This window comes from Streptomyces sp. NPDC041122, assembly GCF_055592445.1.
This window is the reverse complement of sequence record NZ_JBVIYQ010000008.1, coordinates 239,070-262,281: the sequence shown is the minus strand read 5'-3', so window position 1 is coordinate 262,281 and position 23,212 is coordinate 239,070. Positions and strand designations below refer to the sequence as shown.

The window sequence follows — 23,212 nt, the reverse complement described above, 5'->3', positions numbered from 1 at the left end:
GTTGCGCACAGCATGCCCGACCCGGCCCTCCGGGGACCCTTCATTGCGGAGTAACGTTCACGGCCGAGGCAGGCACCGCATCCATACGGGGGACCTGCCGGCCCCGTAGATCAGCGAAAGGCACGAGGTGACCGACTCCATGACCGATATCGCACGCGTCGGAGTGGTGGGCTGTGGCCAGATGGGCGCCGGAATCGCAGAGGTCTGCGCCCGCTCCGGACTGGATGTGAAGGTCGCGGAGACCACCGGCGAGGCTCTGGAGATCGGCCGCACGCGGCTGTACAACTCGCTCTCCAAGGCGGCCGAGCGCGGCAAGATCTCCGAGGAGGAGCGCGACGCGACCCTCGAGCGCCTCAGCTTCACCACCGACCTCGGCGAGTTCGCCGACCGGGACCTGGTCATCGAGGCCGTGGTGGAGAACGAGCAGGTCAAGACCGAGATCTTCCAGGTGCTCGACCAGGTGGTGACCCGGCAGGACGCGATCCTCGCCTCCAACACCTCCTCCATCCCGCTGGTGAAGCTGGCCGTCGCGACCTCGCGTCCGGACCAGGTCATCGGCATCCACTTCTTCAACCCCGCCCCGGTGCAGCAGCTCGTCGAGCTGATCCCGGCGCTGACCACGTCCGAGGGCACCATCAGCCGCGCCCAGGCCGTGGTCGAGAAGATCCTCGGCAAGCACGCGATCCGCGCCCAGGACCGCTCGGGCTTCGTGGTCAACGCGCTGCTCATCCCGTATCTGCTCTCCGCGATCCGGATGTTCGAGTCGGGCATCGCGAGCCGCGAGGACATCGACAACGGCATGGAGATGGGCTGCGCCCACCCGATGGGCCCGCTGAAGCTCTCCGACCTGATCGGCCTGGACACGGTCGCCTCGGTCGCCGACTCCATGTACATGGAGTACAAGGAGCCGCTGTACGCCGCTCCCCCGCTGCTGCAGCGGATGGTGGACGCCGGCCGCCTCGGCCGGAAGTCCGGCTCGGGCTTCTACACGTACGCCTGACGCATTCACTCCCCGCGCGGACACGCTCCGTGCACGACGGGCCCGGCACTCTGCGAGTGCCGGGCCCGCGGCGTTCACACACCGTGTGCGCAGGGGGCTCGCATATGCCCATCGCACACTCTCCCGCCCTGGTCACCACGCGAGTTGACTGCCCGTGCGGATGAAGGGGGGACGCGCCACTACAGAGAGGAGTGGACTCGTGACCACCGACGGCGAGAGTGCCGTGGTCCCGGAAGAACTCGCGGAGTTACGCCGAAGCCTGGACGTGGGCCTCGCCCGCGTCGACGGACGGCTGGCGTTGCTCTCCCAACACGACGAGCAGACGTCCAAGAACGTGGAGACCATGGAGGCCCGGGTCGCCGCACTGGAGCACACACGCTGGCCGCTGCCCACGATCGTCGCCCTCGCGGCTGTCGCGTCGATCGTCGTGGCGGTCTGGCAGGCCATCGGCCATTAGCTAGCGCGCGTCCTGGCCGAGGCGCAGATGGTGCAGGAGGAGGAGAGCGGCCGCCATGTTGGCGGCCGGGACCTCGCCGCGGGCCACCATGTCGGGGACCAGCTTGAGCGGGACCCACTCGCGGCGGTCCGATTCGAAGTCGTCTTCGGGGTGGCCGATGTACGTCCCTTCGTCGGACCAGTAGATGTGGTGCCGGGCGTCGGTGAGTCCGTTGGACGGTTCGACGCTCATCAGGTGCCGCAGCGGTCCCGGCCGCCAGCCGGTCTCCTCCTCCATCTCACGGGCCGCCGCGTACGCGATGTCCTCACCGTCCTCGACCACACCGGCCGCGAGCTCCCAGCCCCAGCTGTCGGTGATGAAGCGGTGCCGCCACAGCAGCAGCACTTCGTTGGCCTCGTTGACGACGGTCGCCACGGCGACGGGCCGCAGCCGTATGAGGAAGTGATCGAGATGCCGGCCGTCGGGTAGTTCGACGTCTGCGAGATTGACCGTGAACCACCGGTTTCCATACACAGTTTGTTCGCTCTGTTTCGTCCACTGCACGGTTCTGCCACCTTCCGACGAGTAGATGGCAATATCGCAGCAGGGGGAACGTCAGAGCAGAGTGTGTGCGGCGCGGAGCGGTGCGTACGCCTACCCGGATGAACGGCCGCGCCCGGTTGTCACAGCGGTACGCGCAGCGCCCCGTCGATCAGCTCGGCGGCCTCGGCCGTGCCCGCGCAGTCGCTGCGCACCAGATGTTCGCGGACCGCGCGCAGCCGGTCGCGCAGCCGCTGCGACTCCATTCCCCGGGCCTGTTCCGCCATTTCCACCGCCGTGGCCACCGCCTCATCGGTGTTGCCCTGCCGCAGTTCGATCTGGCTGAGCATGGCGAGCCGGTGCACCCGGCCCCGGTCGTGCGCCGGAGTACCCACGGCCGCAGCGGCGTGTTCATGGGCGCTGGCCAGGTCACCGAGGCTCAACAGTGCCTCCGCCACTTGCACGTTGACGAGACCGGGCTGGACATAGCCCGTCTCGTCCGGCTCACGGCCGCGCAGGATCCGGTCGGCCGCGACCTCCGCACGCCGGATGCAGGACAGCGCGCTCCTGCCGTCGCCCAGGTGCGCGTACGCCTTGGCCTGCATCGCGTAGAGGTCGGAGGCGAGCGCCGGGGTGAGATCGCGCCCCGCGGCCCGCAGCGCGGCCTCCGCGAACGCCACGGCCTGGCGGTACTCGCGCATGAACAGGGACTGGTTGACGAGCAGCGCGATCACATACGCCCCGAGCCCCATGTCACCGCTGGCCTTCGCCAGCCGCAGCGCCTGGTGGAAATAGCGCTGGGCGAGGCCGTGCGCGTCGGAGTCATAGGCACAGATCCCGGCTATGGCCACCAACCCGCCGGTGGAGCGGTGCAGTTGGCGGCCCATCTCGTCGGTGTAGCTGCCGCGCAGCAGCGGTGCGGCCTCGGCGTTGAGGAAGCCGACGATGCGGGTGCGGGTCGCGATGCCGCCGGTCTTGCGGTACATCTGCTCGTAGTGGGCGCGGGCGGCGCGCATCATCTCGATGTCGGCCGTGCTAACCGGGTGGCGCCCGCCGCGCGAGACGTCGACGTCCTCGGGCGGGTTCTCCCACTCCCAGACGGGCATCACCGCGGGCGTGCCGGTGACGGCGGGCGCGCCGAGCAGATGCGGGCGCTGCTGTTCGTCGGACCGCCACAGGGCCGTCGCCCGTTCCACGAAGCCGGAGAGCGTGGAGGACGTCGAGCCGACCCGGGCGGCGGGTACACCGGGCAGGCCGAGGCCGATGTCGTCGAGGGTGACGGGCCGCTGCAGCCGGGCGGCGAGCACCTCACAGATCAGGTCGGGCACCTGACCGCGTGGGCGCTGCCCCTTCAACCAGCGGGAGACGGCCGTGTGTTCGTACCGCAACGCGAGTCCTCTGGACTTGCCCGCCTGGTTCACGTGTGCGGCGAGTCCCGCGTGGGAGATGCCCGCTTCGTCGAGGATCGCGTCGAGCAGGGTGTTGGGCTGCATGGATGCCCTCCGGTGGCTCGGTGCTGTTCAGCGTAGTCCAGGCCCCTTCACACGGGGTGTGAACGGAGTGCCCGGATCCGGGGGGTGTGCGCTCTGCCGCACGGTGTGTGGAATCGCTTGACTGAGATGCCTCATCAGTTAAGGAGGCCGGCCGGGCCGCCGGCTCCCCCTCTTACAGTGCGGCGGCCCTCATGGGCGCCGTCCGTCCCGCCGTCTGCCCGACAACTCCATGGCGGGGCGGACGGCGCATGCCGCCCTCGGTTCGACTCCCGACGCGCTGTCCGCTCCTGACGTCGGATCAGCGCATCGTGCGGGCGTGCTGCCCGGACTCGGCCGGCCGCGCGGGCACCCGCGGCCGGTCGTTGCGCACCACGAGCAGGGCCACGTCGTCGGACGGCAACCGGCCCGCGTGGCGCGCCAGTCGGGCGTAGACCGCGCGGACCAGGGCCTGTGGCGCGACGGGCCGGCCGCGGGCGGCCTCGGTGAGGGCGGCCCGCAGCGGGAAGAAGGCACCCGCGGCGTTCCGCTCGTCCTCCATGCCGTCGGTGTGCAGGATGAGCGCCTCACCGGGCAGGAGCGTCCCGCAGCGCAGTACGGGCAGTTCGGCCGGGAGCGGGAAGGGGCCGAGCGGCGGCAGCGGGTCGGCGTCCGTCAGCGGCCGTGCGTGCCCGCTCAGCAGATGCGGCCAGGGGTGCCCGCAGTTGAGCGCGGAGATCTCGCCCTCCTCGCTGATCTCCAGGAGCAGCACGGTGACGAACTCCTCGGCGGGCGGGGCATCCACCGCCGCTGCCCCGCCCATGAGCTGCTCGGTGCGCGCACGCTCCCGCAGATGCCGGCCGTGGGCGCGCTCCAACCGGCGCAACACCAGCGGCAGTTCGGGCTCGTCGTGAGCCGCCTCGCGGAAGCTGCCGAGGAGGGCGGCGACGGTCCCGATGGCGGGCAGACCGTGCCCGCGCACGTCGCCCATCACGATCCGGACCCCGTACTCGGTGGCGGCCACCTCGTACAGATCCCCGCCGACCGAGGCGCCCCGCGAGGCGGAGAGCCGCCCGGCGGCAAGCGCGAGCCCCTCGACGCAGGGCGGCAGCGGGCGCAGGAGCACGTTCTGCGCGGCGCCCGCGACCTCCTTGACCTGCCGCAGCTCCCGCACCAGCGCGCGCCGGACGTGCAGGACGAGTCCGGTGCCGACGGCGAAGAAGACGGCGCTGCTGACGATCCGCGCCTCCATGCCCTCCTGCTGCGCCAGCGGACAGGTCAGCTTGTACGTGACGGCGACGGCGCCCCACATGGTGGGCAGGCCCAGCGAGAACACGCGCCGGCCCCAGCGGCACCGTGCCGGGCGGGCCCCGCGCAGCACCCGCGGGAGGATGCGGGTGATCCTTCGAGGGCGCCGGCCGCGTCGCCCGGTCCGGAGCACGTCCCGGCGGGGCACGCCCGCTCTGATCCGCATCATGCCGTCGGCCCCCCTAGGGCGTGTCCGCGCGCAGGCCGGCCCCTACGGCCGGACCGATTCTGTCGACCGTGTGGTCCGATCGGACGGGGGTGACGCCCCTAGTCACCCGAACGAGTGAGGGGCTTGCCCGGTGGTCCGGACAAGCCCCTCGGTACGCCCCTGATGCGCCTGGTGTCGGCTACGGGCGGTGACTACGCTCCGCGCAGCACCGCGCCCGTCGCCTCGGCCGCGCACGCGACGGCCGCGTCACGCGCCGCGGAGGCCTCGTCGACGGTCAGCGTGCGGTCGGCCGCGCGGAAGCGCAGCGCGTAGGCCAGGGACTTCTTGCCCTCGCCGATCTGCTCGCCCTCGAAGACGTCGAACAGCCGGATGGACTCCAGGAGCTCGCCCGCGCCGCCGCGCAGGTAGTACTCGACGACGGCGGCGGGCACCGCGGCGTCGACCACCAGGGCGACGTCCTGGGTGGCGACCGGGAAGGTGGAGATGCGCGGCGCCCGGACGACCCCGTCGCGCGCCGACTCGAGCAGGTCCAGGTCGAGCTCCATCGCGCAGGTGCGCGCGGGCACACCGAACGCCTTCACGGCGCGCGGGTGCAGCTCGCCCGCGTGGCCGACGGTGACGATCTCGCCGTCGACGACGACCTTCAGCTCGGCGCACCGGCCGGGGTGCCACGGGCCGTACTGGCCCTGGTCGACGATGAGCTCGACGCCGGCCTCCCGGGCGATGGTCCGCGCCGACTCCACGGCGTCGGCCCAGTCCGCCGGGCGGCCCTTGCCCCACCAGCCGGCCTGCTCTCGGGCGCCCGCGAGGACGACGGCGGCGTGCCGGGGCTGGACGGGCAGCGCGTCGGTCAGGGACGCGATCTCCTCGTCGGTGGGGCGCCGGTCGACGGGCAGGCGCACCGCGACCTTCAGCTCGTCCCGCGGGTGGAAGACCAGGCCGGTCTCGAAGAGCGCCAGGTCGTGGCTGCCGCGGCCGTCGTTGCGGCGCAGCGCGGCGAGCAGTCCGGGCAGCAGCGTCGTACGGAGCGCGGGCTCCTCGTCGGAGAGCGGGTTGACCAGCTTCACGACGCGGCGGTCGGGGTCGTCCTCGGCCAGCTGGAGCTGGTCGAAGGCGGCCTCGCCGAGGAAGGGGTAGCTGAGCGCCTCGACGAAACCGGCGCCGGCCAGCGCGCGGCCGACCCTGCGGTGCAGCCGCTGCCGCTCGGTGAGGCCGCGGCCCGCGGGGGGCTTGGGCAGCGTCGAGGGGAGGTTCTCGTACCCCTCCAGGCGGATGACCTCCTCGGCGAGGTCGTTCGGCTCGGCGAGGTCGGGGCGCCAGGACGGCACGGTGACGGTCAGCGCGTCCTGCCCGTAGACGTCGCAGCCGACCTGCTGGAGGCGGCGCACGACGGTCTCGCGGCCGTAGGCGACGCCGGCGACCTTGTCCGGGTGGTCGGCCGGCATGGTGATCGTGCGCGGCGCGGTCGGGGCGATGACCTCGGTGACGCCGGCCTCTGCGCTGCCGCCCGCGAGGAGCACGAGCAGGTCGACGGTGCGCTGCGCGGCGGCGGCCGCGGCCTGCGGGTCGACGCCGCGCTCGAAGCGCTTGGACGCCTCGGAGGCCAGCTTGTGGCGGCGCGCGGTGCGGGCGATGGAGATCGCGTCGAAGTGCGCGGCCTCGATCACCACCTCGGTGGTGCCGCGGGCCTCGGCGGCCGCCGTCCCGGTCGGGTCGAACGCCGGGCTCTCGGAGTCGGCGATCTCGGTGTTGGCGCCGCCCATGACGCCCGCGAGGCCGATGGGACCGCGGTCGTCGGTGATGACCAGGTCCTCGGCGTCCAGGACGCGCTTGGCGCCGTCGAGGGTGGTGAGCTTCTCGCCCTGCTCGGCCCGGCGCACGCCGATCGCGCCCTGGACGCGGGAGCGGTCGTACGCGTGCAGGGGCTGGCCGAGCTCCATCATCACGTAGTTGGTGATGTCGACGGCGAGCGAGATCGGGCGCATGCCGACCTTCTGCAGCCGGCGCTGCAGCCAGATCGGGGAGCGGGCCCCGGGCTGCAGACCGGTGACGGTGCGCGCGGTGAAGCGGTCGCAGCCGATCGGGTCGGCGATCTTGACCGGGTAGCCGAAGGAGTTCGGCGCGGGCACGTCGAGCAGGGCCGGGTCGCGCAGCGGCAGGCCGTACGCGATGGCGGTCTCGCGGGCGACACCGCGCATCGACAGGGCATAGCCCCGGTCGGGCGTGACGGCGATGTCGAGGACCTCGTCGACGAGCTCCAGGAGCTCGATGGCGTCGGTGCCGGCCTCGTGCTCGGGCGGCAGGACGATGATGCCGCCGCTGCCGTCGTCGCCCATGCCCAGCTCGCCGCCGGAGCAGATCATGCCGTGCGAGGTCTTGCCGTACGTCTTGCGGGCGGCGATGGCGAAGTCGCCGGGCAGGACGGCGCCGGGCAGCACCACGACGACCTTGTCGCCGACGGCGAAGTTCCGGGCGCCGCAGACGATCTCCTGCGGCTCGCCGGTGCCGTTGGCGGCGCCGACGTCGACGGTGCAGAAGCGGATGGGCTTCTTGAAGCCCTCCAGCTCCTCGATGGTGAGGACCTTGCCCACGACGAGCGGGCCCTTGAGGCCGGCGCCGAGCTGCTCGACGGTCTCGACCTCGAGGCCGACCTCGATCAGCTTGGCCTGCACGTCACGGCCGGTCTCGGTGGCGGGGAGGTCGACGTACTCCCGCAGCCAGGAAAGCGGGACCCGCATCAGATCTCCATCCCGAACGGCCGGGTGAACCGGATGTCACCCTCGACCATGTCTCGCATGTCTTCGACGTTGTGGCGGAACATCAGCATCCGTTCGATGCCGAACCCGAAGGCGAATCCGCTGTACTTCTGGGGGTCGACGCCGCAGGCGGTGAGCACCTTGGGGTTGACCATGCCGCAGCCGCCGAGCTCGATCCAGCCCTCGCTGCCGCAGGTGCGGCAGGGGCGGTCGGGGTTGCCGACGGACTCGCCGCGGCAGACGTAGCAGACCATGTCCATCTCGGCGGACGGCTCGGTGAACGGGAAGAAGTTCGGCCGCAGGCGGGTCTTCATGTCCGGGCCGAAGAGCGACTGGACCATGTGGTCCAGGGTGCCCTTGAGGTCGGCCATGGTCAGACCCTCGTCGACGGCGAGCAGCTCGATCTGGTGGAAGACCGGGGTGTGCGTGGCGTCGAGCTCGTCCGTGCGGTACACGCGGCCGGGGCAGACGACGTAGACCGGCGGCTCACGGCGCTCGATGAGCGAGCGGGCCTGCACGGGCGAGGTGTGCGTGCGCAGCACGACACCGGACTCGTCGCCGGTCCCGCCGTCCGGGCCCTGGACGAAGAAGGTGTCCTGCATCTGCCGGGCCGGGTGGTCGGGCGTGAAGTTGAGGGCGTCGAAGTTGAACCACTCCGCCTCGACCTCGGGGCCCTCGGCGACCTCGTAGCCCATGGCCACGAAGACGTCGGCGACGCGCTCCATGAAGGTGGTGAGCGGGTGCCGGGCGCCGGCGGGAGTGCGGTCGTAGGGCAGCGTGACGTCCACCGCCTCCTCGACCAGGACGCGGGCGTCGCGCTCCGCCTCGAGCTCGGTCTGGCGGGCGGCCAGGGCCTTGCTCACGGCGCCGCGCGCCATGCCGACGCGCTTGCCCGCCTCGGCCTTGGCCTGCGGCGGCAGCGCGCCGATCTCGCGGTTGGCGAGCGCCAGCGGCGAGGTCCCGCCGGTGTGCGCGACCTTGGCCTCCTGGAGCGCGTCGAGCGTGTCCGCGGCGGCGATGGCGGCGAGCGCCTCGTCCCGCATGCGCTCGATCTCTTCAGGTTTCAGTGCCTCGACCTCAACAGGGTCGTACGACTTGTTCGGTGCCGACATCTCTTCCCGTGCTTCCGATTGGCTGGCGGATGGGTCCCCGTCAACAACTCGGAGACAAGCTGTCCCAGGTGCGGGGACACAAAGTGCCAACCACCGAGTCTAACGGGGGTGCGGTGAACGCATGAGCCCGCGGGCTGCTCGGGGCGTCCTCAGCAGGGTCACTGGAGATACGCCGGGGCCCCCACGGGCAACGTAAATCGGAACCGGGCGCCGCCGCCGGGAGCGCGGCCGACGGTGATCGTCCCGCCGTGCACCTCCACGATGCCCTTCACGATGTACAACCCCAGTCCCGTCCCGCCGCGCTTGCTGCCCCGCCAGAAGCGGGTGAAGACGCGGCCCATCGACTCCTCCGGAATGCCGGGACCCTCGTCGCTCACGGTCACGGCGGTCTCGGCGCCGCCCCGCTCGCGTGCCGAGGAGGAGGCGGCCACCTCGATGGTGACGGTTCCCTCGCCGTGGCGCACCGCATTTTCCAGCAGGTTGCTGAGCACCTGGTCGATCTTGTCGGGGTCCGCCCAGCAGTCGGGCAGCGGCTGCGCGACCCGGACGAGGAAGCGGTCCGGGTCCTGCCCGGAGGCGACGTACGCCTGGATGTGGCGGCCGACGGCGGCGCCTATGTCGACGGGCTGGCGGCGCAGCTCCAGGCGTCCTGAGTCGATGCGGGAGATGTCGAGGAGCTCGGCGATCAGCCGGGTGACGCGGTTGGCGTCGGCGTCGACGGTCTCCAGCATCAGTTTCTTCTGGTCGTCGGTGAACCGCTCCCACTTGGCGAGCAGCGTCGCGGTGAAGCCCTTGACGGAGGTGAGCGGGGAGCGGAGCTCGTGCGCGACGGTGGCGATCAGCTCGGCGTGGCTGCGCTCGGTGCGGCGGCGGGCCTCGGTGTCCCGCAGGGAGACGATCACCCGGCGTACGGGCCCGGTGCGGGCGGTGCGTACGTAGCGGGCGGAGACGAGGACCTCGCGGCCGCCGGGGAGCAGCAGGTTGCGCTCGGGCTGGCCGATGCGGATGGCGAGGCCGCCGTAGGGATCGGTCAGCTGCCACCAGCGGCGGCCCTCGAGGTCTTCTAACGGAAGCGCGTGCTCCAGCGGGGTGCCGAGGGCGTCGGCCGCGGGGACTGCGGTGATCCGTACCGCCGCCGCGTTGAAGCAGATGATGCGGCCCGCCTCGTCGGCGACGACGAGTCCGTCGGGCAGCTCGTCCGGGTCGAGTCCGAGGTCGCCGAGGGCACCGGGGGCGTCGTGGTCCGCGCGGGCACGGACCACGTCCCGCACTCCCGGTGCTCTGCTCGTGCCGACACTCATGCCCCGTACCCCACCTCTCGCACTGTCGGTGGGGGTGCCTCCCTGCGCCCCCGAGGCCGTCACACTACTAGCTCGATGTGACCGAGCGGACCCCCTCAGCGAGGACCGCGGGCGCGCTGGGCGCGGGCGGACGCGTAGAGGCACACGGCCGCGGCCGTCGCGAGGTTGAGGCTTTCGGCTCTGCCGTGGATCGGAACGCGCACCACGGCGTCGGCGAGTGCGCGGGTCTCCTCCGGCAGGCCCCAGGCCTCGTTGCCGAAGACCCAGGCGGTGGGGGTGCCCATGGTGCCCCGGTCGAGTTCGGTGTCGAGGTCGTCCTCGCCCGCCCCGTCGGCGGCGAGGATCCGGACGCCCGCGTCCTTCAGCCCCTGGACGGCCTGCTCGACGGGGACGCCGACGGCGACGGGGAGATGGAAGTGCGAACCGACGGACGCGCGCACCGACTTGGGGTTGTAGAGGTCCACCGAGGCGTCGGTGAGGATCACGGCGTCGGCGCCCGCGGCGTCCGCGCAGCGCAGCACGGTCCCGGCGTTGCCGGGGTCGCGCACGTGGGCGAGGACGGCGACGAGCTTCGGGCGTGCGGCGAGGATCTCCTCGAAGGGCACGTCGAGGAAGCGGCAGACGCCGACCAGGCCCTGCGGGGTGACCGTGGTCGAGATGTCGGCGATGACGTCCTCGTCGGCGAGGTGCACCCGGGCCCCGGCGGCGCGGGCCTCGGCCACGATGTCGGCGTACCGCTCGGCGGCGTCGACGGTGCCGAACAGCTCGACGAGCGTCCGCCCGTGCCCGGCGGCCTCCCGTACGGCCTGCGGCCCCTCGGCGAGGAACAGCCGCTCCTTGCCCCGGAAGTTCCGCTTGGCCAGCCGCCGCGCGGCACTGACGCGGGGCGACCTGGGGGAGATCAACTCGGGGGCGGCGGGCATGGACTCACCTTCGTGGAGCGGGGGTTGAGCGCCCCATAGGGGCGCGGGGGAACTGCGCGACAAGCCCCCACGGCCCGCGGGGAACAGCCGACCTAGCCGACCTACGCACTCGGACCCGCAGGCCACGGGTGGCCTGCGGGTCCGAGGAGGGCGTTCAGAGACGCACGGCTCAGGCGGCAGCCTTGGGCGCGTTGACGTCCGACGGCAGCGCCTTCTGCGCGACCTCGACGAGCGCGGCGAACGCGTTCTCGTCGTTGACGGCCAGCTCCGCGAGGATCTTGCGGTCCACCTCGATGTTGGCGGCCTTCAGACCCTGGATGAGGCGGTTGTACGTCATGCCGTTCTGGCGGGCAGCGGCGTTGATGCGCTGGATCCACAGCTGACGGAAGTCGCCCTTGCGCTTCTTGCGGTCGTTGTAGTTGTAGACCAGGGAGTGGGTGACCTGCTCCTTGGCCTTGCGGTACAGGCGCGACCGCTGGCCGCGGTAGCCGCTGGCCGCTTCGAGGATCGCCCGACGCTTCTTGTGGGCGTTGACTGCCCGCTTGACGCGTGCCACTTGTTAACTCCTTGTAGCGGGGCCGTGGTTGGACTCACACGGCCCGATATCGATTGGGTCCCGGTCAGAGTTCAGGCGCGATCCGCGCCCGGACTCACTTGCCGAGAAGCTTCTTGATCTTCTTGGCGTCGCCCGGGGCCATCTCGGCGTTGCCGGTGAGGCGACGCGTCAGACGGGACGACTTGTGCTCGAGCAGGTGGCGCTTGCCGGCGCGCTCGCGGAGCACCTTGCCGGAGCCGGTGACCTTGAAGCGCTTGCTGGCACCGCTGTGCGACTTGTTCTTCGGCATAGCGCCGTTCTCTCCTCGTCAGTGGCACTCCGATGCCCGGTCGTGAAACCGGGCATCCGGGAGCCATATGTATCGGTTGGCGTCCCCTGGACTCACGTCCGGGGGATCAGGCCTCGGCAGGAGCCTCGGCCGGGGCCTCGGCGGGAGCTTCGTCGAGCTCCTCTCCCTCGGCGGAGTTCTGCGAGCGGCCCGGGTTGGCCTTCGCGTCCGCCTTGCGAGCCGCCTGGGCCTCACGGGCCTCGGCCATCGCCTCGGTCTTCTTCTTGTGCGGACCGAGAACCATGATCATGTTTCGGCCGTCCTGCTTCGGGTTCGACTCGATGAACCCAAGGTCCTCGACGTCCGAAGCGAGACGCTGCAGCAGTCGGAAGCCCAGCTCGGGGCGGGACTGCTCGCGACCACGGAACATGATCGTGATCTTGACCTTGTCGCCCTGCTTGAGGAACCGGACGACATGACCCTTCTTGGTGTCATAGTCGTGCGGGTCGATCTTCGGCCGGAGCTTCATCTCCTTGATGACCGTGTGCGCCTGGTTCTTGCGCGCCTCACGGGCCTTCATGGCCGACTCGTACTTGAACTTGCCGTAGTCCATGAGCTTGCAGACCGGCGGGCGCGCGGTGGCGGCCACCTCGACCAGGTCAAGGTCGTACTCCTGTGCAAGCTCCAGGGCCTTGGCAAGCGGAACAATCCCGACCTGCTCGCCGCTGGGACCGACAAGTCGCACCTCGGGAACGCGAATCCGGTCGTTGATGCGGGGCTCGGCGCTGATGGATCCTCCTCGGTAGCACCACGCGACCGTCTGGCGGACAGCCGCGTTACGTCTGTTGACTGGACCAACCGAACGAGGCCACAAAAAATGCCCCGACCGATCACACTGAAGGGGCTCCACGTACTACCGGAGCACCTCCGCGGTGATCGCGGGGCGCACATCGGGCGACCCGAAGCCTCGGGGACTTCGGCCGCCTGACCGGTGACCCGCCGCCCCTAGGAGCGGCCAGGTGGGAGATCGGAGCCTCCACTTGTGGGCCGGGTCTCGCGCTGACACGCGGGTATCCGGCCGGTCGTCACACAAGGTTAGCAGCTCCGCGGGGGTGGGGCGAACCGACGCGCACGGGACTCCCGCGGCCGGGGCCGTACGGGGCTCGGCATATCGTGGAGGGCATGAGCGACGCGACCCCCACCCCCGAGTCCCCCGCGGTCCCCGGGCCCGACTCCCCCGACTTCGACACCCTGACCCGTGACATCGCGGACGTCCCCGCGGTCGAGGTGATCACCACGGTGGCGGTCCACCTGATGAGCGCCGCGGCCGTGAACCTCGGCCTCGCCGAGGGCGGCGAGGGCCACAAGGACCTGGACGAGGCCCGCAAGCTGATCCACTCGCTGGCCGGCCTGATGGACGCGAGCGCCACGGAGATCAGCTCGTTCCACGCGGCGCCGCTGCGGGACGGCCTGAAGTCGCTGCAGCTGGCGTTCCGCGAGGCGTCGCTGGTGGCGGACGAGCCGGGCCAGGGCCCGGGCGAGAAGTACACGGGCCCGGTCTACGGCTGACCCGTCACACCGTACGTACGTGCTGACGCGTGCGTACGTGGCTTCACACCGTACGTACGTAGAGGGGCTCGCCCGGCGGCGTCGCCTCGGCCGGCAGGAGTGCCAGGTCGAGACCGCGCACCAGGCGGGCCCTCAGTGTTTCGTCGGCGGCGATCCGCCGGGCCACCCGCTGGGCGGCCTCCGCGGGCTCCGCGGCGGGGTCGAGGACCAGGGCGAGAGTGCCGTCCGCCTGGCCGGGGCCGAGGTGGGCGCGAAGCACGGCGGGCTCGGCGGCGACGGCCGCGCGCACCGCGTCGGTGACGGCGGGGTCGGCGAGCGGGTCGGCGCTGGCGCGGCCCTCGGCGAGGGCGAGCAGGGCGGAGCGGCCCAGTTCGTAGGGGACGGGGCCCGCGAGGTCGAGGACGATGGTGTCGGCCTGCTCGTGGACGGCCGCCTGCAGCGCCTGGGGCAGCGGAACGGCGACGGGGCGGGCCGCCGGGTCCCACAGGGCGAGCGCCTCGATGGAGGTGAAGGCGGGCAGCGCTTTGCGGTCGCCCGCCTTGAGGGTGGGCACCGCCATGTCGCTGGTCTTCTCGCGGCGCAGCCCGTTCTCGTCCTCCTCGACCTCGCCGAGCACGGCGACGACGGGGACGAGGAGCCGGGCGCCGGCCAGGGCCGCGAGGACGGGGCCGTGCGCCGTGCGGTCCTTCGACCAGGCGGCGAGCGCCGCGGCCAGTCGCGGGTCGGCCGTGCCGTCGTCGTCGGAGAAGCCCGGGTCGGGAATGTTCTTGTTCGCCATGTTCGCCACGGCGTCGACCCTACAGAGTGGCCGTGCCGTCCCGGTCGGTCGCCCGGGGCTCCGCCGACGCCTCCCGGGTCAGCCGCGCTCAGCCGCGCCGGGTCGCCCCGGCCCTGGTCCGCCACAGGTGGACCGCCGCCGCGAGCAGCGCGACGCCCAGGCCGCCGGCGACCGGTCCCACCCAGCCCGCCGGGCCGTCGTCGCCGGCCGTCGCGTCCGGCCCCGCGCCGAAGTACTTCGTGCCGTACGCCACCGTGTGCGGCTCGTCGGGTTCGAGCCCGCCCGCCCGGGTGAGCGCGGCCGCGGGGTCGATCATTCCGAAGCCCCGGGAGTCGTCCCGGCCGCCGGCGGGGGCGTCCCGTGCGGTGTCCTCCAGGAGCTGTTTGATCTGGGCGGGGGCGAGACCGGGGTGGGCCGCGCGGATCAGGGCGACGGCGCCGGACACGAAGGCGGAGGCGGCGCTGGTGCCCCAGCCCTCGTAGTACTTGTGGTCGGGGTCGGCGATGACGATGTCGTCGCCGGGCGCGGCGACGGTGGCGTACCAGCGGCGGGTGGAGAAGGAGGCGCGGGCGCCGTTCTCGTCGACGGCCGTCGCGGCGATCACGCCGGGGTAGGCGGCCGGATAGGAGACGTGGTCGCCGCGCTCGCCGCCGTTGCCCGCGGAGGCGACGACGGCGACGCCCTTCTTCAGGGCGTACTGCACGGCGGCGTCCTCGGCCGGTTCGGGGTGGGCGGACTTGGAGTCGTCGCCGAGGGAGAGGTTGATGACGTCGGCGCCGTGGTCGGCGGCCCAGCGGATGCCGTCGGCGAGGGCGTTGCCCCGGGTGTCGCGGGCCTTCTTGCGGGCGGGGTCACCGTCCTCCAGGATCACGCGGACCGGCAGGATCCTCGCGTCGGGCGCGATGCCGAGCACGCCGTCGGTGCGGCCGTCGCCGTGCCCGTGGCCCGCGATGATCCCGGCCATGGCGGTACCGTGCCGGGCCCAGGGCCGGTCGCCGCGGCCGGCCCCGAAGCCGACCATGTCCTTGCCCTTGAGGACGCTGCCCGCGAGGTCCGGGTGCTCGGCGTCTATGCCGGTGTCCAGGACGGCGACGGTGATGCCGGCGCCCTTGGTGGTCCGCCAGGCCTCGTCGGTGTGCATGGCGGCGAGGGCCCACTGCTGGGCGCGGATGCCGTCGTCGGCGCGGGCGGGGGTGACGGGGGCGAGGGCCAAGGTGGCCGCGACGGCGGCGACGAGCGCGTACCGGGCTCCCACGGGGCGGATCTTCAGGGCGTGGGCCTTCAGGATGCGGGCCTTCAGGGGGCGGCCATTCACCCGACGGCTCCTGATCCGACGGGCGCTCATGATGCCTTCTCCGCTGCCGCGATGGTCTTGCGCAGACCTCGTTCGATCCGGTCGGCGATGCCCTTCGCCTCGTGGCCGAGGCCCGACTGGGCGGGCGCCGACGCGGTGTTGGTGCCCATGGCCTCGGTGGCGGGCTCGGGGTCCGTGACGGCGCGGCCGTCGGCGAATCCGGAGACGGCGTACGCGACGACGGGGGCGTCCGGCAGGACGGACATCGTCCAGGACGCGCGCTGCGCGTCCCCGAACCCCTCGGCCGGCGTGCCCTTGGCCGCGTACGGGCGGGGCATGAGGTCGGGGCGCCGGTCGAGCCCCTCCTCCGTGAAACGGTTCCGCAGGGTCTGCATCGCGTCGGCGTCCGCCTTGGTGAACAGCAGGCCCACGGTGGTGACATGGCTGCGGGTGGCGTCCGTGTACGTGGCGCGCAGCAACCGCAGACAGCCGACCGGGGCCAGCGCCTTGCGCAGCAGCGGGTCGAAGGCTCCCCGGCAGCCGCTGTCGGGGGCGACGGCGACCCGGGTCCAGGAGCGGTCGGCGCCGCCGGGGCCCGCGCCCTCGCCCTTCAGGGCGGGCGGGAAGAGCCGGTCGACGGAGACGCTGTGCCAGAGTGCGCCGGTGACGGTGTACGCGCTGCGGTCGGAGCCGCCGGCCGCGGACTCGCCGGTCAGCCAACTCCCGGTCACGGCACCGCCGATGAGGCCGAGCCCGAGGACGACGCAGGCCGCGGCGGCAGCCACGCGGGGCCGCGCCCAGGCGCCGATGGGCCGCAGCCGGGTGGTGCTGTCGTCGTACATCGCGGGTCGCGCGAAGGAGACGAAGGGCCGCCCGGTCCCGGGCCCCGGCGTCAGATCCACGGCACCGACGGCACGGCGGGAGGCCCGTGCGCGCTCGGGTGCGGAGGCCGGCGCGACCACGTCACCGGCCGCGGGAGGCCCCGCCGGCTCACCGGGAACGGGCCGCGACCGGGCCGTCGTCTCCTCGGCCGAGGAGTCCTGCCCCTCACGGGCGGGCAGCACCACGGAGGCGAAGCCCGGGGAGGTGGCGCCGGGGGGCCCGGTGGGCTGCGGGGGTACGACGGGGCGCGGCGGCGCGGCGGCCGCGTCGCGGGCCGAGGCCGCCTCCGCCGGTGCGGGAGGGGCGTCGGGGAGGCGGGCCGAGGCGGGCGGGGGTGCGGGGGTCGGTTCGTGCGTGGGGGCCGGCTCCGTCGGGGGCGGCGGGGTCTCCGGGAGACGGGCCGAGGCCGGCGGAGCCGCCGGGGCCGCTGCGGCCTCGAGTTCCGTGTGCACCTGCGGCGGCACAACGGGGCGCGGTGGGGCGGAGGCCGTCTCGCGTTCCGCGGGCGTCTGTGGGGGTGCGGCGGGGGCCGGTGGCGTCTCCGGGCGGTGGACCGGGGTGGCCGGTGCCGCGCGGTCTGCGCGGGCCTGTTCGAAGGGGGCCAGCAGGTCCTGGATGCGGGCCGCCTGGTCCGCCCCGTCGTCGGCGTCACCGGCGGGTGACCGGCGTGGGGAGTCGAGGACCCAGTCCCGGTCGACGGAAGGCCGGACGTCGGGGAAGCGGGCGGAGGGGGCCGGGGGTGGCTCGGCGCTCTCGTCGGCCGGGGCCGCGGCGGGCTCCGGCGGGTCCGCGGGGCGGGGCGGCGCGGCGGGGCGTGGGGGGATGGGGCTGCGAGCCGCCTCCGTGCTCATGCTCCCCCGTTTCCTCGCGCTCGGCCGGCCGGAGCGCGAGGCCGGCGAGGCTTGGTGCACGCCGCTCCGTCAGACTCCGTGCGCGTCACTCTACGCACTGACGCCGGACGTACGGGAACCCAGTCCTGACCCCCGGGCGTTCTGCCCGGATCATCCCCCTACCCTCCGGTAATCGTGTCTGGCAGGCTTCGGCCATGACAGCCCACCCGTCCCCCGGCCCCCGTCCCTCGACGCCGCGCGACGCGCCGCGGACCGCAGCAGACCGGGCCCGTTACGACCGGGCCACCGCGCATCTCGACGCCCCCGTGGCCATCGTCGATCTGGCCGCCTTCGACGCCAACGCGGACGATCTCGTGCGCCGCGCCGCGGGCAAGCCGATCCGCGTCGCGAGCAAGTCCGTGCGCTGCCGTGCCCTGCTCGAACGGGTGCTGGCCCGCGACGGGTTCGCCGGGATCATGTCGTTCACGCTCGCCGAGTCGCTGTGGCTCGCCGAGTCCGGCTTCGACGACGTGCTGCTCGCCTACCCCTCGGCGGACCGCGCCGGTTTCGCGCGGCTCACCGCCGACCCGAAGCTCGCGGCCTCCGTCACCGTGATGGTCGACGACCCGGCGCAGCTGCGGCTGATCGACGAGGCGCGGGACGGCGGGACCGAGGAGGTGCGGGTGTGCCTGGAGTTGGACACCTCGTACCAGGTGCTCGGCGGCCGGGTGCGCGTCGGCGCGCTCCGTTCCCCGCTGCACTCCCCCGTGCAGGTCGCCGCGCTGGCCCGGGCGATCGTGCGGCGGCCCGGCTTCCGGCTGGTGGGCGTGATGGCGTACGAAGGCCATGTCGCGGGCGTGGGCGACGCGGTGGAGGGGCGCCCGGCGCGCTCGCGGGCGATCCGGCTGATGCAGAGCGCGGCCCGCAGGGAACTGGCCGCGCGCCGGGGGGAGACCATCGCGGCCGTCCGCGCGGTCGCGCCGGACCTGGAGTTCGTGAACGGCGGCGGGACCGGCAGCGTGCAGCACACCGCGGCCGAGCGGGCGGTCACCGAGATCGCCGCGGGGTCGGGGCTGTTCGTGCCGCGACTCTTCGACAACTACACGTCGTTCAGCGGCCGTCCGGCCGCGCTCTTCGCGCAGCCCGTGGTGCGCAGGCCCGGCCCGGGGACCGTGACGGTGCTCGGCGGCGGCTATCCGGCGTCGGGGGTCGCGGGGCCCGACCGCTCGCCGGTGCCGTATCTGCCGGAGGGGCTGCGGTACGACGCGCAGGAGGGCGCGGGTGAGGTGCAGACGCCGTTGCACGGGCCGGCCGCGGACGACCTTCGGATCGGCGACAAGGTGTGGTTCCGGCATGCCAAGGCCGGGGAGCTGTGCGAGCGGTTCGCGACGCTGCACCTGGTCGAGGGCGAGACGGTGACGGCGAGCGTGCCCACGTACCGGGGCGAGGGCCACACCTTCCTCTGACGTGGCCTGCCCTGAGCTGACCTGATGTGGCCTGCCCCGGCCCGTCCCGGGGCCGCGTCGGGTCAGGGCGTCGGGCCGATGTCCTCGCCGACGCCGCCGCCCGTCACGCTGTCGTCGACCGACCGGATCCCCTCGGTGATCTCGTCCATGACGGCGACCGGCGGCGCGCCGTCGCCGGCGCCGACGGCGAAGCGGACGACGACCGGCGACTGGGAGCCGACGCTCGACTTGAACGCGAGCGACTGGACGTATCCCCCCGCGCCCTTGGCGGTCCGCACCCGCCAGCGCACGAAGTAGCCGCTGCGGCCCGCGACGGCCACCTGGCCCTCCTTGACCTTCTCGTGGCCGGTGATGCCGCCGTAGGGCCGGTTGTCCAGCTTGTCGTGGCCGTAGGCGGCGTCCGCCGCGTCCTTGATGTCACCGAGGGCGAGGGCCTTGGGGTCCGTCTCGTCGGTGCCGGTCACGGTGCTCGACGTGACCGAGCCCTCGCGGCAGAGCCCGGAGTCGCCCGGGCAGTCGACGATGTCGGGGGTCTGGACGGTGGCGCCGCCGCCGAGGGAGTCGTCGTCCTTCTCCCAGCCGTCGGGGACGGGGAGCGTGATGCCGTTGAGGTCGTCGATGAGGGTGTCCGGGTCGGGGTCGGAGCTGGGCGCCGCCGTCTTCGACTTCGTCGCGGTGGGCGCCGGGTCGTTCTTGACCGGTGCGCCGGTCGCCGGTGCGCCGCCGGCCGGGTCGCCGTCGTCCTTGGTGAGGACGACGGCGCCCGCGACGATCGCGCCGACGAGGACGGCCCCCGCCGCGGTGAGCGCGACGGCCTTGCCGCGGCCGCCGCCCGGTGCGGCGGGGACCGGCACGGCCGTGGTGGGCGCGGCCGGGCCGAAACCCTGCGTCGTGCCCTGCACCTGGGCGTACTCGGGGGTCCGCCGGTGCTCCGTCCAGGCGGTCCCGTCCCACCAGCGCTCGACGGAGGGCGCCGCGGGGTCCGGGTACCAGCCGGGAGGGGTCGTCATGCTCATCCCGGCACTCTAGGACCTGCCGCGAAGATCAGTACACCGAGTCCCGTTGGTCGGGAACGACGGAGCCGTCCGGGCGCCGGACGGGGCCCTTGTCGCCGTCGTGCTCGTTGTACGCGCTCGTCGAGCAGGGGTAGAGGTCGGGCTTCTGCTTCAGCGGCTCGATGAACATGGGGTTCACCAGCCAGCGGCCGTCCGCGTCGTCGTACGCGCGGCACATGACCTCGCTCTTGTTGCGGTTCAGGACGAGGTGCGCGCCGGTCGCGTCGCCGACGAACGTCACGTCGGTGTCGGCGTCGCCGCCGCCGAGCGCGATGCGGTGCGCCCGGTCCTGCTTGTGCCAGGCCTTCTCTCCCTTGACGCCGAAGATCTCCTGGTTGATCCAGCAGCGCTTGCCGTCGATGTACGGGATGGCCTCGCCCTTGTTGACGGGGACGTCTCCGCAGCCCTGGTTCCAGGTGGTGATGCGGCCCTTGCGGTCGAGGACGGAGCGGATCGCGATGGTGTGTTCGCGGTCGATGCCCACGCCGTCCTTGCCGCCGGACCAGACCTCGGTCACCGGCTCCGAGCCCGCCGAGACGATGTAGACGTCGAAGCCGGCCTTCTTCAGGGTGCGGATCAGGTCGCGCTGCTGCGGGTAGTAGCGGGCGTACCCGGCGATCTCGTGGGTGCCGACGGTCTGGGTGGCGCCGACGGGGGCGGCGAGCGCCTCCTTGCGGGCCTTCGCCGCGTACGACTCCAGCGCGCGGACGGTGTGCCCGGCGAAGAGCTGCGGCACCCAGGCGTACTGCGGGACGGTGTGGCGGTGGTCCCACGTGCCGGCGAACGCCGCGGCGCCGCTCATCGTCTTCCCGTCCTCGCGGACCTCGAAGATCTCGTCGGCGCAGGCGGTGTCGGTGGAGGTGGGCAGCGGCTTGCCGACGGGCACCTCGGTGCCGCACGCCTCGGTCAGCGCGCGGTCGGCGGCGTCGGTCATCCACTTGCTGGTGGACTTCCAGCTCCTGGGCCGCAGGATCTTGTCGTGGTGCAGGGCCCAGGCGATGGTCGCGTCGGTGATGTCGTTCTTGACGACGGTGTTGTCCCAGTCGAAGGCGGCGACCGGGCGCTTCTCGCCGTGGCCGAGCCGCGGGTGGGAGCAGCGGCCGCGCTCGTCGATCAGCTGCTGCAGATGGGCGCGGTTGTCGCCGTACCAGGACAACTTCTTGGACAGCTGCGGGCAATGCGCCGCCGCCGCGGGGGAGTTCGCGGCCGTGGCGGCGGCCGCGGGGAAGGCTGCCGGCACGGCCGCCAGGGCGGCGGCCGCGGCCAGGGTCAGCGCCAAAATGTTTCTGTTACGCATGCGAGTGGACCGTACATCAGTCCTACGACGCTGACGATGGCGTCGACGCCTCGTACACCGTGTCCCTCTGATCGGGGATCACGGAGCCGTCCGTACGGCGCACCGGAGCCTTCCTGCCGTCCCCCCGGACGTACCCGGTGCTGGCGCAGGGGTAGGGGTCGGCCTTCTTCCCCTTGGGCTCGATGAACATGGGGTTGACCAGCCAGCGGCCGTCGCCGTTGTCGTAGGCGCGGCACATCAGCTCGTCCTTGTTGCGGTTCAGGGCGAGCCGCAGGCCGGTGGCGTCGCGCAGGAAGGTGACGTCGGTGTCGGAGTCGCCGGCGGCGAACACCGGTCGCCGGGCGGCGGGTTGTGCCTTCTCGGCGGCCGCGCCGCGCACGCCGTAGATCTCCTGGTTGATCCAGCAGCGCTTGCCGTCGATGTACGTGATCATCGTGTCGTCGCCGTCCCTGACGGTGCCGCAGCCCTTGAGGTGGGCGGTCTGCCGGCCGTGCGCGGTGACGTTGCGGATACCGAGGGTGTGCCGGGCGTCGACGCCGACGGCCCGCGACCAGACCTCCGCGACGGGCTCGGGCGAGGCGGAGACGATGTGGACGTCGAAGCCGGCCTTCTTGAGGGTGCGGATCAGGTCGCGCTGCTGGTCGTAGTAGCGGACCCAGCCGGTGACCTGCCCGGTGCCGACGCGCTGCTGTGCGCCGACGGGTGCGGCGAGGTTCTCCGCGCGGGCGGCGGCCGCGAACTCCTTGACCCGGCCGGTGGTCCAGCCGCGGGTGAGCTGGGCGAGCCAGGCGTACTGCGGCTCCATGCGGCGGTGGTCGAAGCCGGCGAACGCCGCCGTGCCCGCGGTCGTGGTGCCCTCGCCGTAGACGGAGAGGATCTCGTCGGCGCAGGCGGTGTTCCGGTGGGTGGGCAGGGTGGTGCCGGTCGCCGGGCACGCCTTCGCCAGGGCCCCGGCGGCCGGGTCGGTCAGATAGCGGCTGGTGGTGTGCCAGTCGCGGTGCTCGGGGGTGCGTATCCTGCCGTGGCGCAGCAGCCAGAACATGGTGGCGTCGCCGATGTCGTTCTTGACGACGGTGTTGTCCCAGTCGAAGACGGCGACCGGGCGCTGCTCGCCGTGGCTCCCGCCGCAGCGGCCGTACCGGTCCACCATGCGCTGGATCCTGGCCTTGTTGTCGCCGTACCAGCCGTCGGAGACGGTGAGCGTGGGGCACTTCGCGGCCTTCGGCCGGTGGGCTTGGGTTGCTTCGGCGGTGGCCTGGACGCCGAGGAGGCCCGCCCCGGCGACGGCGAGCACGGCGGCTGCGGCGGTGCAGCGGCGTTTGAGGTTCATGTACACACTCCTGTGTCTACGCAGGTCAGCCGGGCGTCGCGCGACGCCCGGCTGACGGGGTGGTGGCTGGAGGGTGAACTGCCGGAACTACAGGGGCGTGACGTAGGCGCCGGAGATGCCGCCGTCGACGAGGAAGTCGGTGGCGTTCACGAACGAGGAGTCGTCGCTGGCGAGGAACGCCACCGCGGCGGCGAGCTCCTCGGCCTCGGCGAACCGGCCCACGGGGATGTGCACGAGGCGGCGCGCGGCCCGCTCGGGGTCCTTGGCGAACAGCTCCTGCAACAGGGGGGTGTTGACCGGCCCGGGGCAGAGCGCGTTGACGCGGATGCCCTCGCGGGCGAACTGCACGCCGAGCTCGCGGGACATGGCGAGGACGCCGCCCTTGGACGCGGTGTAGGAGATCTGCGAGGTGGCCGCGCCCATCCGCGCCACGAACGACGCGGTGTTGATGATCGAGCCCTTGCCCTGGCGCCGCATGTAGGGGATCGCGGCCTTGCAGCACAGGTAGACGGAGGTGAGGTTGACCTCCTGGACGCGCTTCCACGCCTCCAGGCCGGTGTCCAGGATGGAGTCGTCGTCGGGCGGCGAGATGCCCGCGTTGTTGAAGGCGACGTCGACGGAGCCGTAGGTGTCGTACGCCGTCTTGAAGAGCGCCTCGACCTGCTCGGCGTCGGTGACGTCGACCTGTACGAAGGTCCCGCCGACCTCGTCGGCGGCGGCCTTGCCCGCCCGTGCGTCGATGTCGCCGCAGACGACGTGCGCGCCCTCGGAGGCGAGGCGGCGCGCGGCGGCGAGGCCGATGCCGCTGCCGGCGCCGGTGATGACGGCGGTGCGGCCGACGAGACGGCGGCAGATGTTCTCTTCGGTCATGGG

21 protein-coding genes are annotated in these 23,212 nt (G+C 72.8%); 4 read left to right on the top strand and 17 right to left on the bottom strand.

Features of this window, described 5'->3' with window-relative positions:
- Positions 1-139 precede the first annotated feature (139 nt).
- The gene (locus ACZ6B8_RS27850) at positions 140-1,000 is read left to right on the top strand and encodes a 3-hydroxybutyryl-CoA dehydrogenase (RefSeq protein WP_355810435.1); all 861 of its coding nucleotides are present in this window, start codon (positions 140-142) and stop codon (positions 998-1,000) included.
- Between the two features lie 199 nt (positions 1,001-1,199).
- Positions 1,200-1,457 carry a hypothetical protein gene (locus ACZ6B8_RS27845; RefSeq protein WP_471080671.1) on the top strand — a complete coding sequence of 86 codons (258 nt, stop codon included), beginning with the start codon at positions 1,200-1,202 and terminating at the stop codon, positions 1,455-1,457.
- Here ACZ6B8_RS27845 and ACZ6B8_RS27840 read toward each other — a convergent pair whose 3' ends face one another.
- From ACZ6B8_RS27840 to infC, 10 genes are all read right to left on the bottom strand, one after another.
- Positions 1,458-2,000 carry an NUDIX hydrolase gene (locus ACZ6B8_RS27840; RefSeq protein WP_471080668.1) on the bottom strand — a complete coding sequence of 181 codons (543 nt, stop codon included), beginning with the start codon at positions 1,998-2,000 and terminating at the stop codon, positions 1,458-1,460. It abuts the gene before it with no gap.
- Between the two features lie 119 nt (positions 2,001-2,119).
- Entirely contained in the window at positions 2,120-3,469 is a 1,350-nt protein-coding gene (locus ACZ6B8_RS27835) for a transcriptional regulator (RefSeq protein ID WP_471080665.1), read from the bottom strand.
- A gap of 298 nt (positions 3,470-3,767) precedes the next feature.
- Complete coding sequence (locus tag ACZ6B8_RS27830) at positions 3,768-4,757, bottom strand: PP2C family protein-serine/threonine phosphatase (protein ID WP_471609170.1); 990 nt, start codon at positions 4,755-4,757, stop codon at positions 3,768-3,770.
- Between the two features lie 356 nt (positions 4,758-5,113).
- Positions 5,114-7,660: a phenylalanine--tRNA ligase subunit beta gene (gene pheT, locus ACZ6B8_RS27825; protein WP_471080659.1), complete on the bottom strand. Its 2,547-nt coding sequence runs from the start codon at positions 7,658-7,660 to the stop codon at positions 5,114-5,116.
- Positions 7,660-8,790, bottom strand: coding sequence for a phenylalanine--tRNA ligase subunit alpha (gene pheS / locus ACZ6B8_RS27820; protein WP_471080656.1), 1,131 nt, complete (start codon positions 8,788-8,790; stop codon positions 7,660-7,662). The genes pheT and pheS overlap by 1 nt, the downstream gene beginning before the upstream one ends.
- Before the next feature lie 158 nt (positions 8,791-8,948).
- Positions 8,949-10,091 (bottom strand): sensor histidine kinase, encoded by a 1,143-nt coding sequence (locus ACZ6B8_RS27815; protein ID WP_471609049.1) that lies wholly within the window; start codon positions 10,089-10,091, stop codon positions 8,949-8,951.
- Between the two features lie 95 nt (positions 10,092-10,186).
- On the bottom strand, positions 10,187-11,014 hold the full coding sequence (locus ACZ6B8_RS27810) for a TrmH family RNA methyltransferase (RefSeq protein ID WP_471080650.1): 828 nt from the start codon (positions 11,012-11,014) through the stop codon (positions 10,187-10,189).
- A gap of 169 nt (positions 11,015-11,183) precedes the next feature.
- The gene (gene rplT / locus ACZ6B8_RS27805; RefSeq protein WP_362371362.1) at positions 11,184-11,570 is read right to left on the bottom strand and encodes a 50S ribosomal protein L20; all 387 of its coding nucleotides are present in this window, start codon (positions 11,568-11,570) and stop codon (positions 11,184-11,186) included.
- Between the two features lie 94 nt (positions 11,571-11,664).
- Positions 11,665-11,859, bottom strand: a complete 195-nt coding sequence (gene rpmI / locus ACZ6B8_RS27800; RefSeq protein WP_007829094.1) for a 50S ribosomal protein L35 — start codon at positions 11,857-11,859, stop codon at positions 11,665-11,667.
- Between the two features lie 106 nt (positions 11,860-11,965).
- Complete coding sequence (gene infC, locus ACZ6B8_RS27795; RefSeq protein ID WP_268775508.1) at positions 11,966-12,628, bottom strand: translation initiation factor IF-3; 663 nt, start codon at positions 12,626-12,628, stop codon at positions 11,966-11,968.
- A 392-nt stretch (positions 12,629-13,020) separates the two neighbouring features.
- On the opposite strand from infC, the gene ACZ6B8_RS27790 reads away from it, so the two are divergent.
- On the top strand, positions 13,021-13,407 hold the full coding sequence (locus ACZ6B8_RS27790; RefSeq protein ID WP_355810411.1) for a DUF1844 domain-containing protein: 387 nt from the start codon (positions 13,021-13,023) through the stop codon (positions 13,405-13,407).
- Between the two features lie 43 nt (positions 13,408-13,450).
- Here the strand turns inward: ACZ6B8_RS27790 and ACZ6B8_RS27785 are convergent, their stop codons facing one another.
- From ACZ6B8_RS27785 to ACZ6B8_RS27775, 3 genes are all read right to left on the bottom strand, one after another.
- Positions 13,451-14,185: an SseB family protein gene (locus tag ACZ6B8_RS27785; RefSeq protein ID WP_471609169.1), complete on the bottom strand. Its 735-nt coding sequence runs from the start codon at positions 14,183-14,185 to the stop codon at positions 13,451-13,453.
- 88 nt (positions 14,186-14,273) lie between these two features.
- Positions 14,274-15,449 carry a type VII secretion-associated serine protease mycosin gene (gene mycP / locus ACZ6B8_RS27780; RefSeq protein ID WP_471609168.1) on the bottom strand — a complete coding sequence of 392 codons (1,176 nt, stop codon included), beginning with the start codon at positions 15,447-15,449 and terminating at the stop codon, positions 14,274-14,276.
- A gap of 77 nt (positions 15,450-15,526) precedes the next feature.
- The gene (locus ACZ6B8_RS27775) at positions 15,527-17,212 is read right to left on the bottom strand and encodes a hypothetical protein (RefSeq protein ID WP_471609048.1); all 1,686 of its coding nucleotides are present in this window, start codon (positions 17,210-17,212) and stop codon (positions 15,527-15,529) included.
- 194 nt (positions 17,213-17,406) lie between these two features.
- Between ACZ6B8_RS27775 and ACZ6B8_RS27770 the strand changes: the two genes are divergently transcribed.
- Positions 17,407-18,657, top strand: a complete 1,251-nt coding sequence (locus ACZ6B8_RS27770; RefSeq protein WP_471609047.1) for an amino acid deaminase/aldolase — start codon at positions 17,407-17,409, stop codon at positions 18,655-18,657.
- Positions 18,658-18,719: 62 nt separating this feature from the next.
- Here ACZ6B8_RS27770 and ACZ6B8_RS27765 read toward each other — a convergent pair whose 3' ends face one another.
- From ACZ6B8_RS27765 to ACZ6B8_RS27750, 4 genes are all read right to left on the bottom strand, one after another.
- Entirely contained in the window at positions 18,720-19,673 is a 954-nt protein-coding gene (locus ACZ6B8_RS27765) for a DUF2510 domain-containing protein (RefSeq protein ID WP_471609046.1), read from the bottom strand.
- Positions 19,674-19,701: 28 nt separating this feature from the next.
- Complete coding sequence (locus ACZ6B8_RS27760) at positions 19,702-21,009, bottom strand: HAD family hydrolase (protein ID WP_471609045.1); 1,308 nt, start codon at positions 21,007-21,009, stop codon at positions 19,702-19,704.
- A gap of 22 nt (positions 21,010-21,031) precedes the next feature.
- Entirely contained in the window at positions 21,032-22,339 is a 1,308-nt protein-coding gene (locus ACZ6B8_RS27755) for a haloacid dehalogenase-like hydrolase (RefSeq protein WP_471609044.1), read from the bottom strand.
- Positions 22,340-22,426: 87 nt separating this feature from the next.
- Positions 22,427-23,209, bottom strand: coding sequence for a 3-oxoacyl-ACP reductase (locus ACZ6B8_RS27750; protein WP_471080629.1), 783 nt, complete (start codon positions 23,207-23,209; stop codon positions 22,427-22,429).
- Positions 23,210-23,212 lie beyond the last annotated feature (3 nt).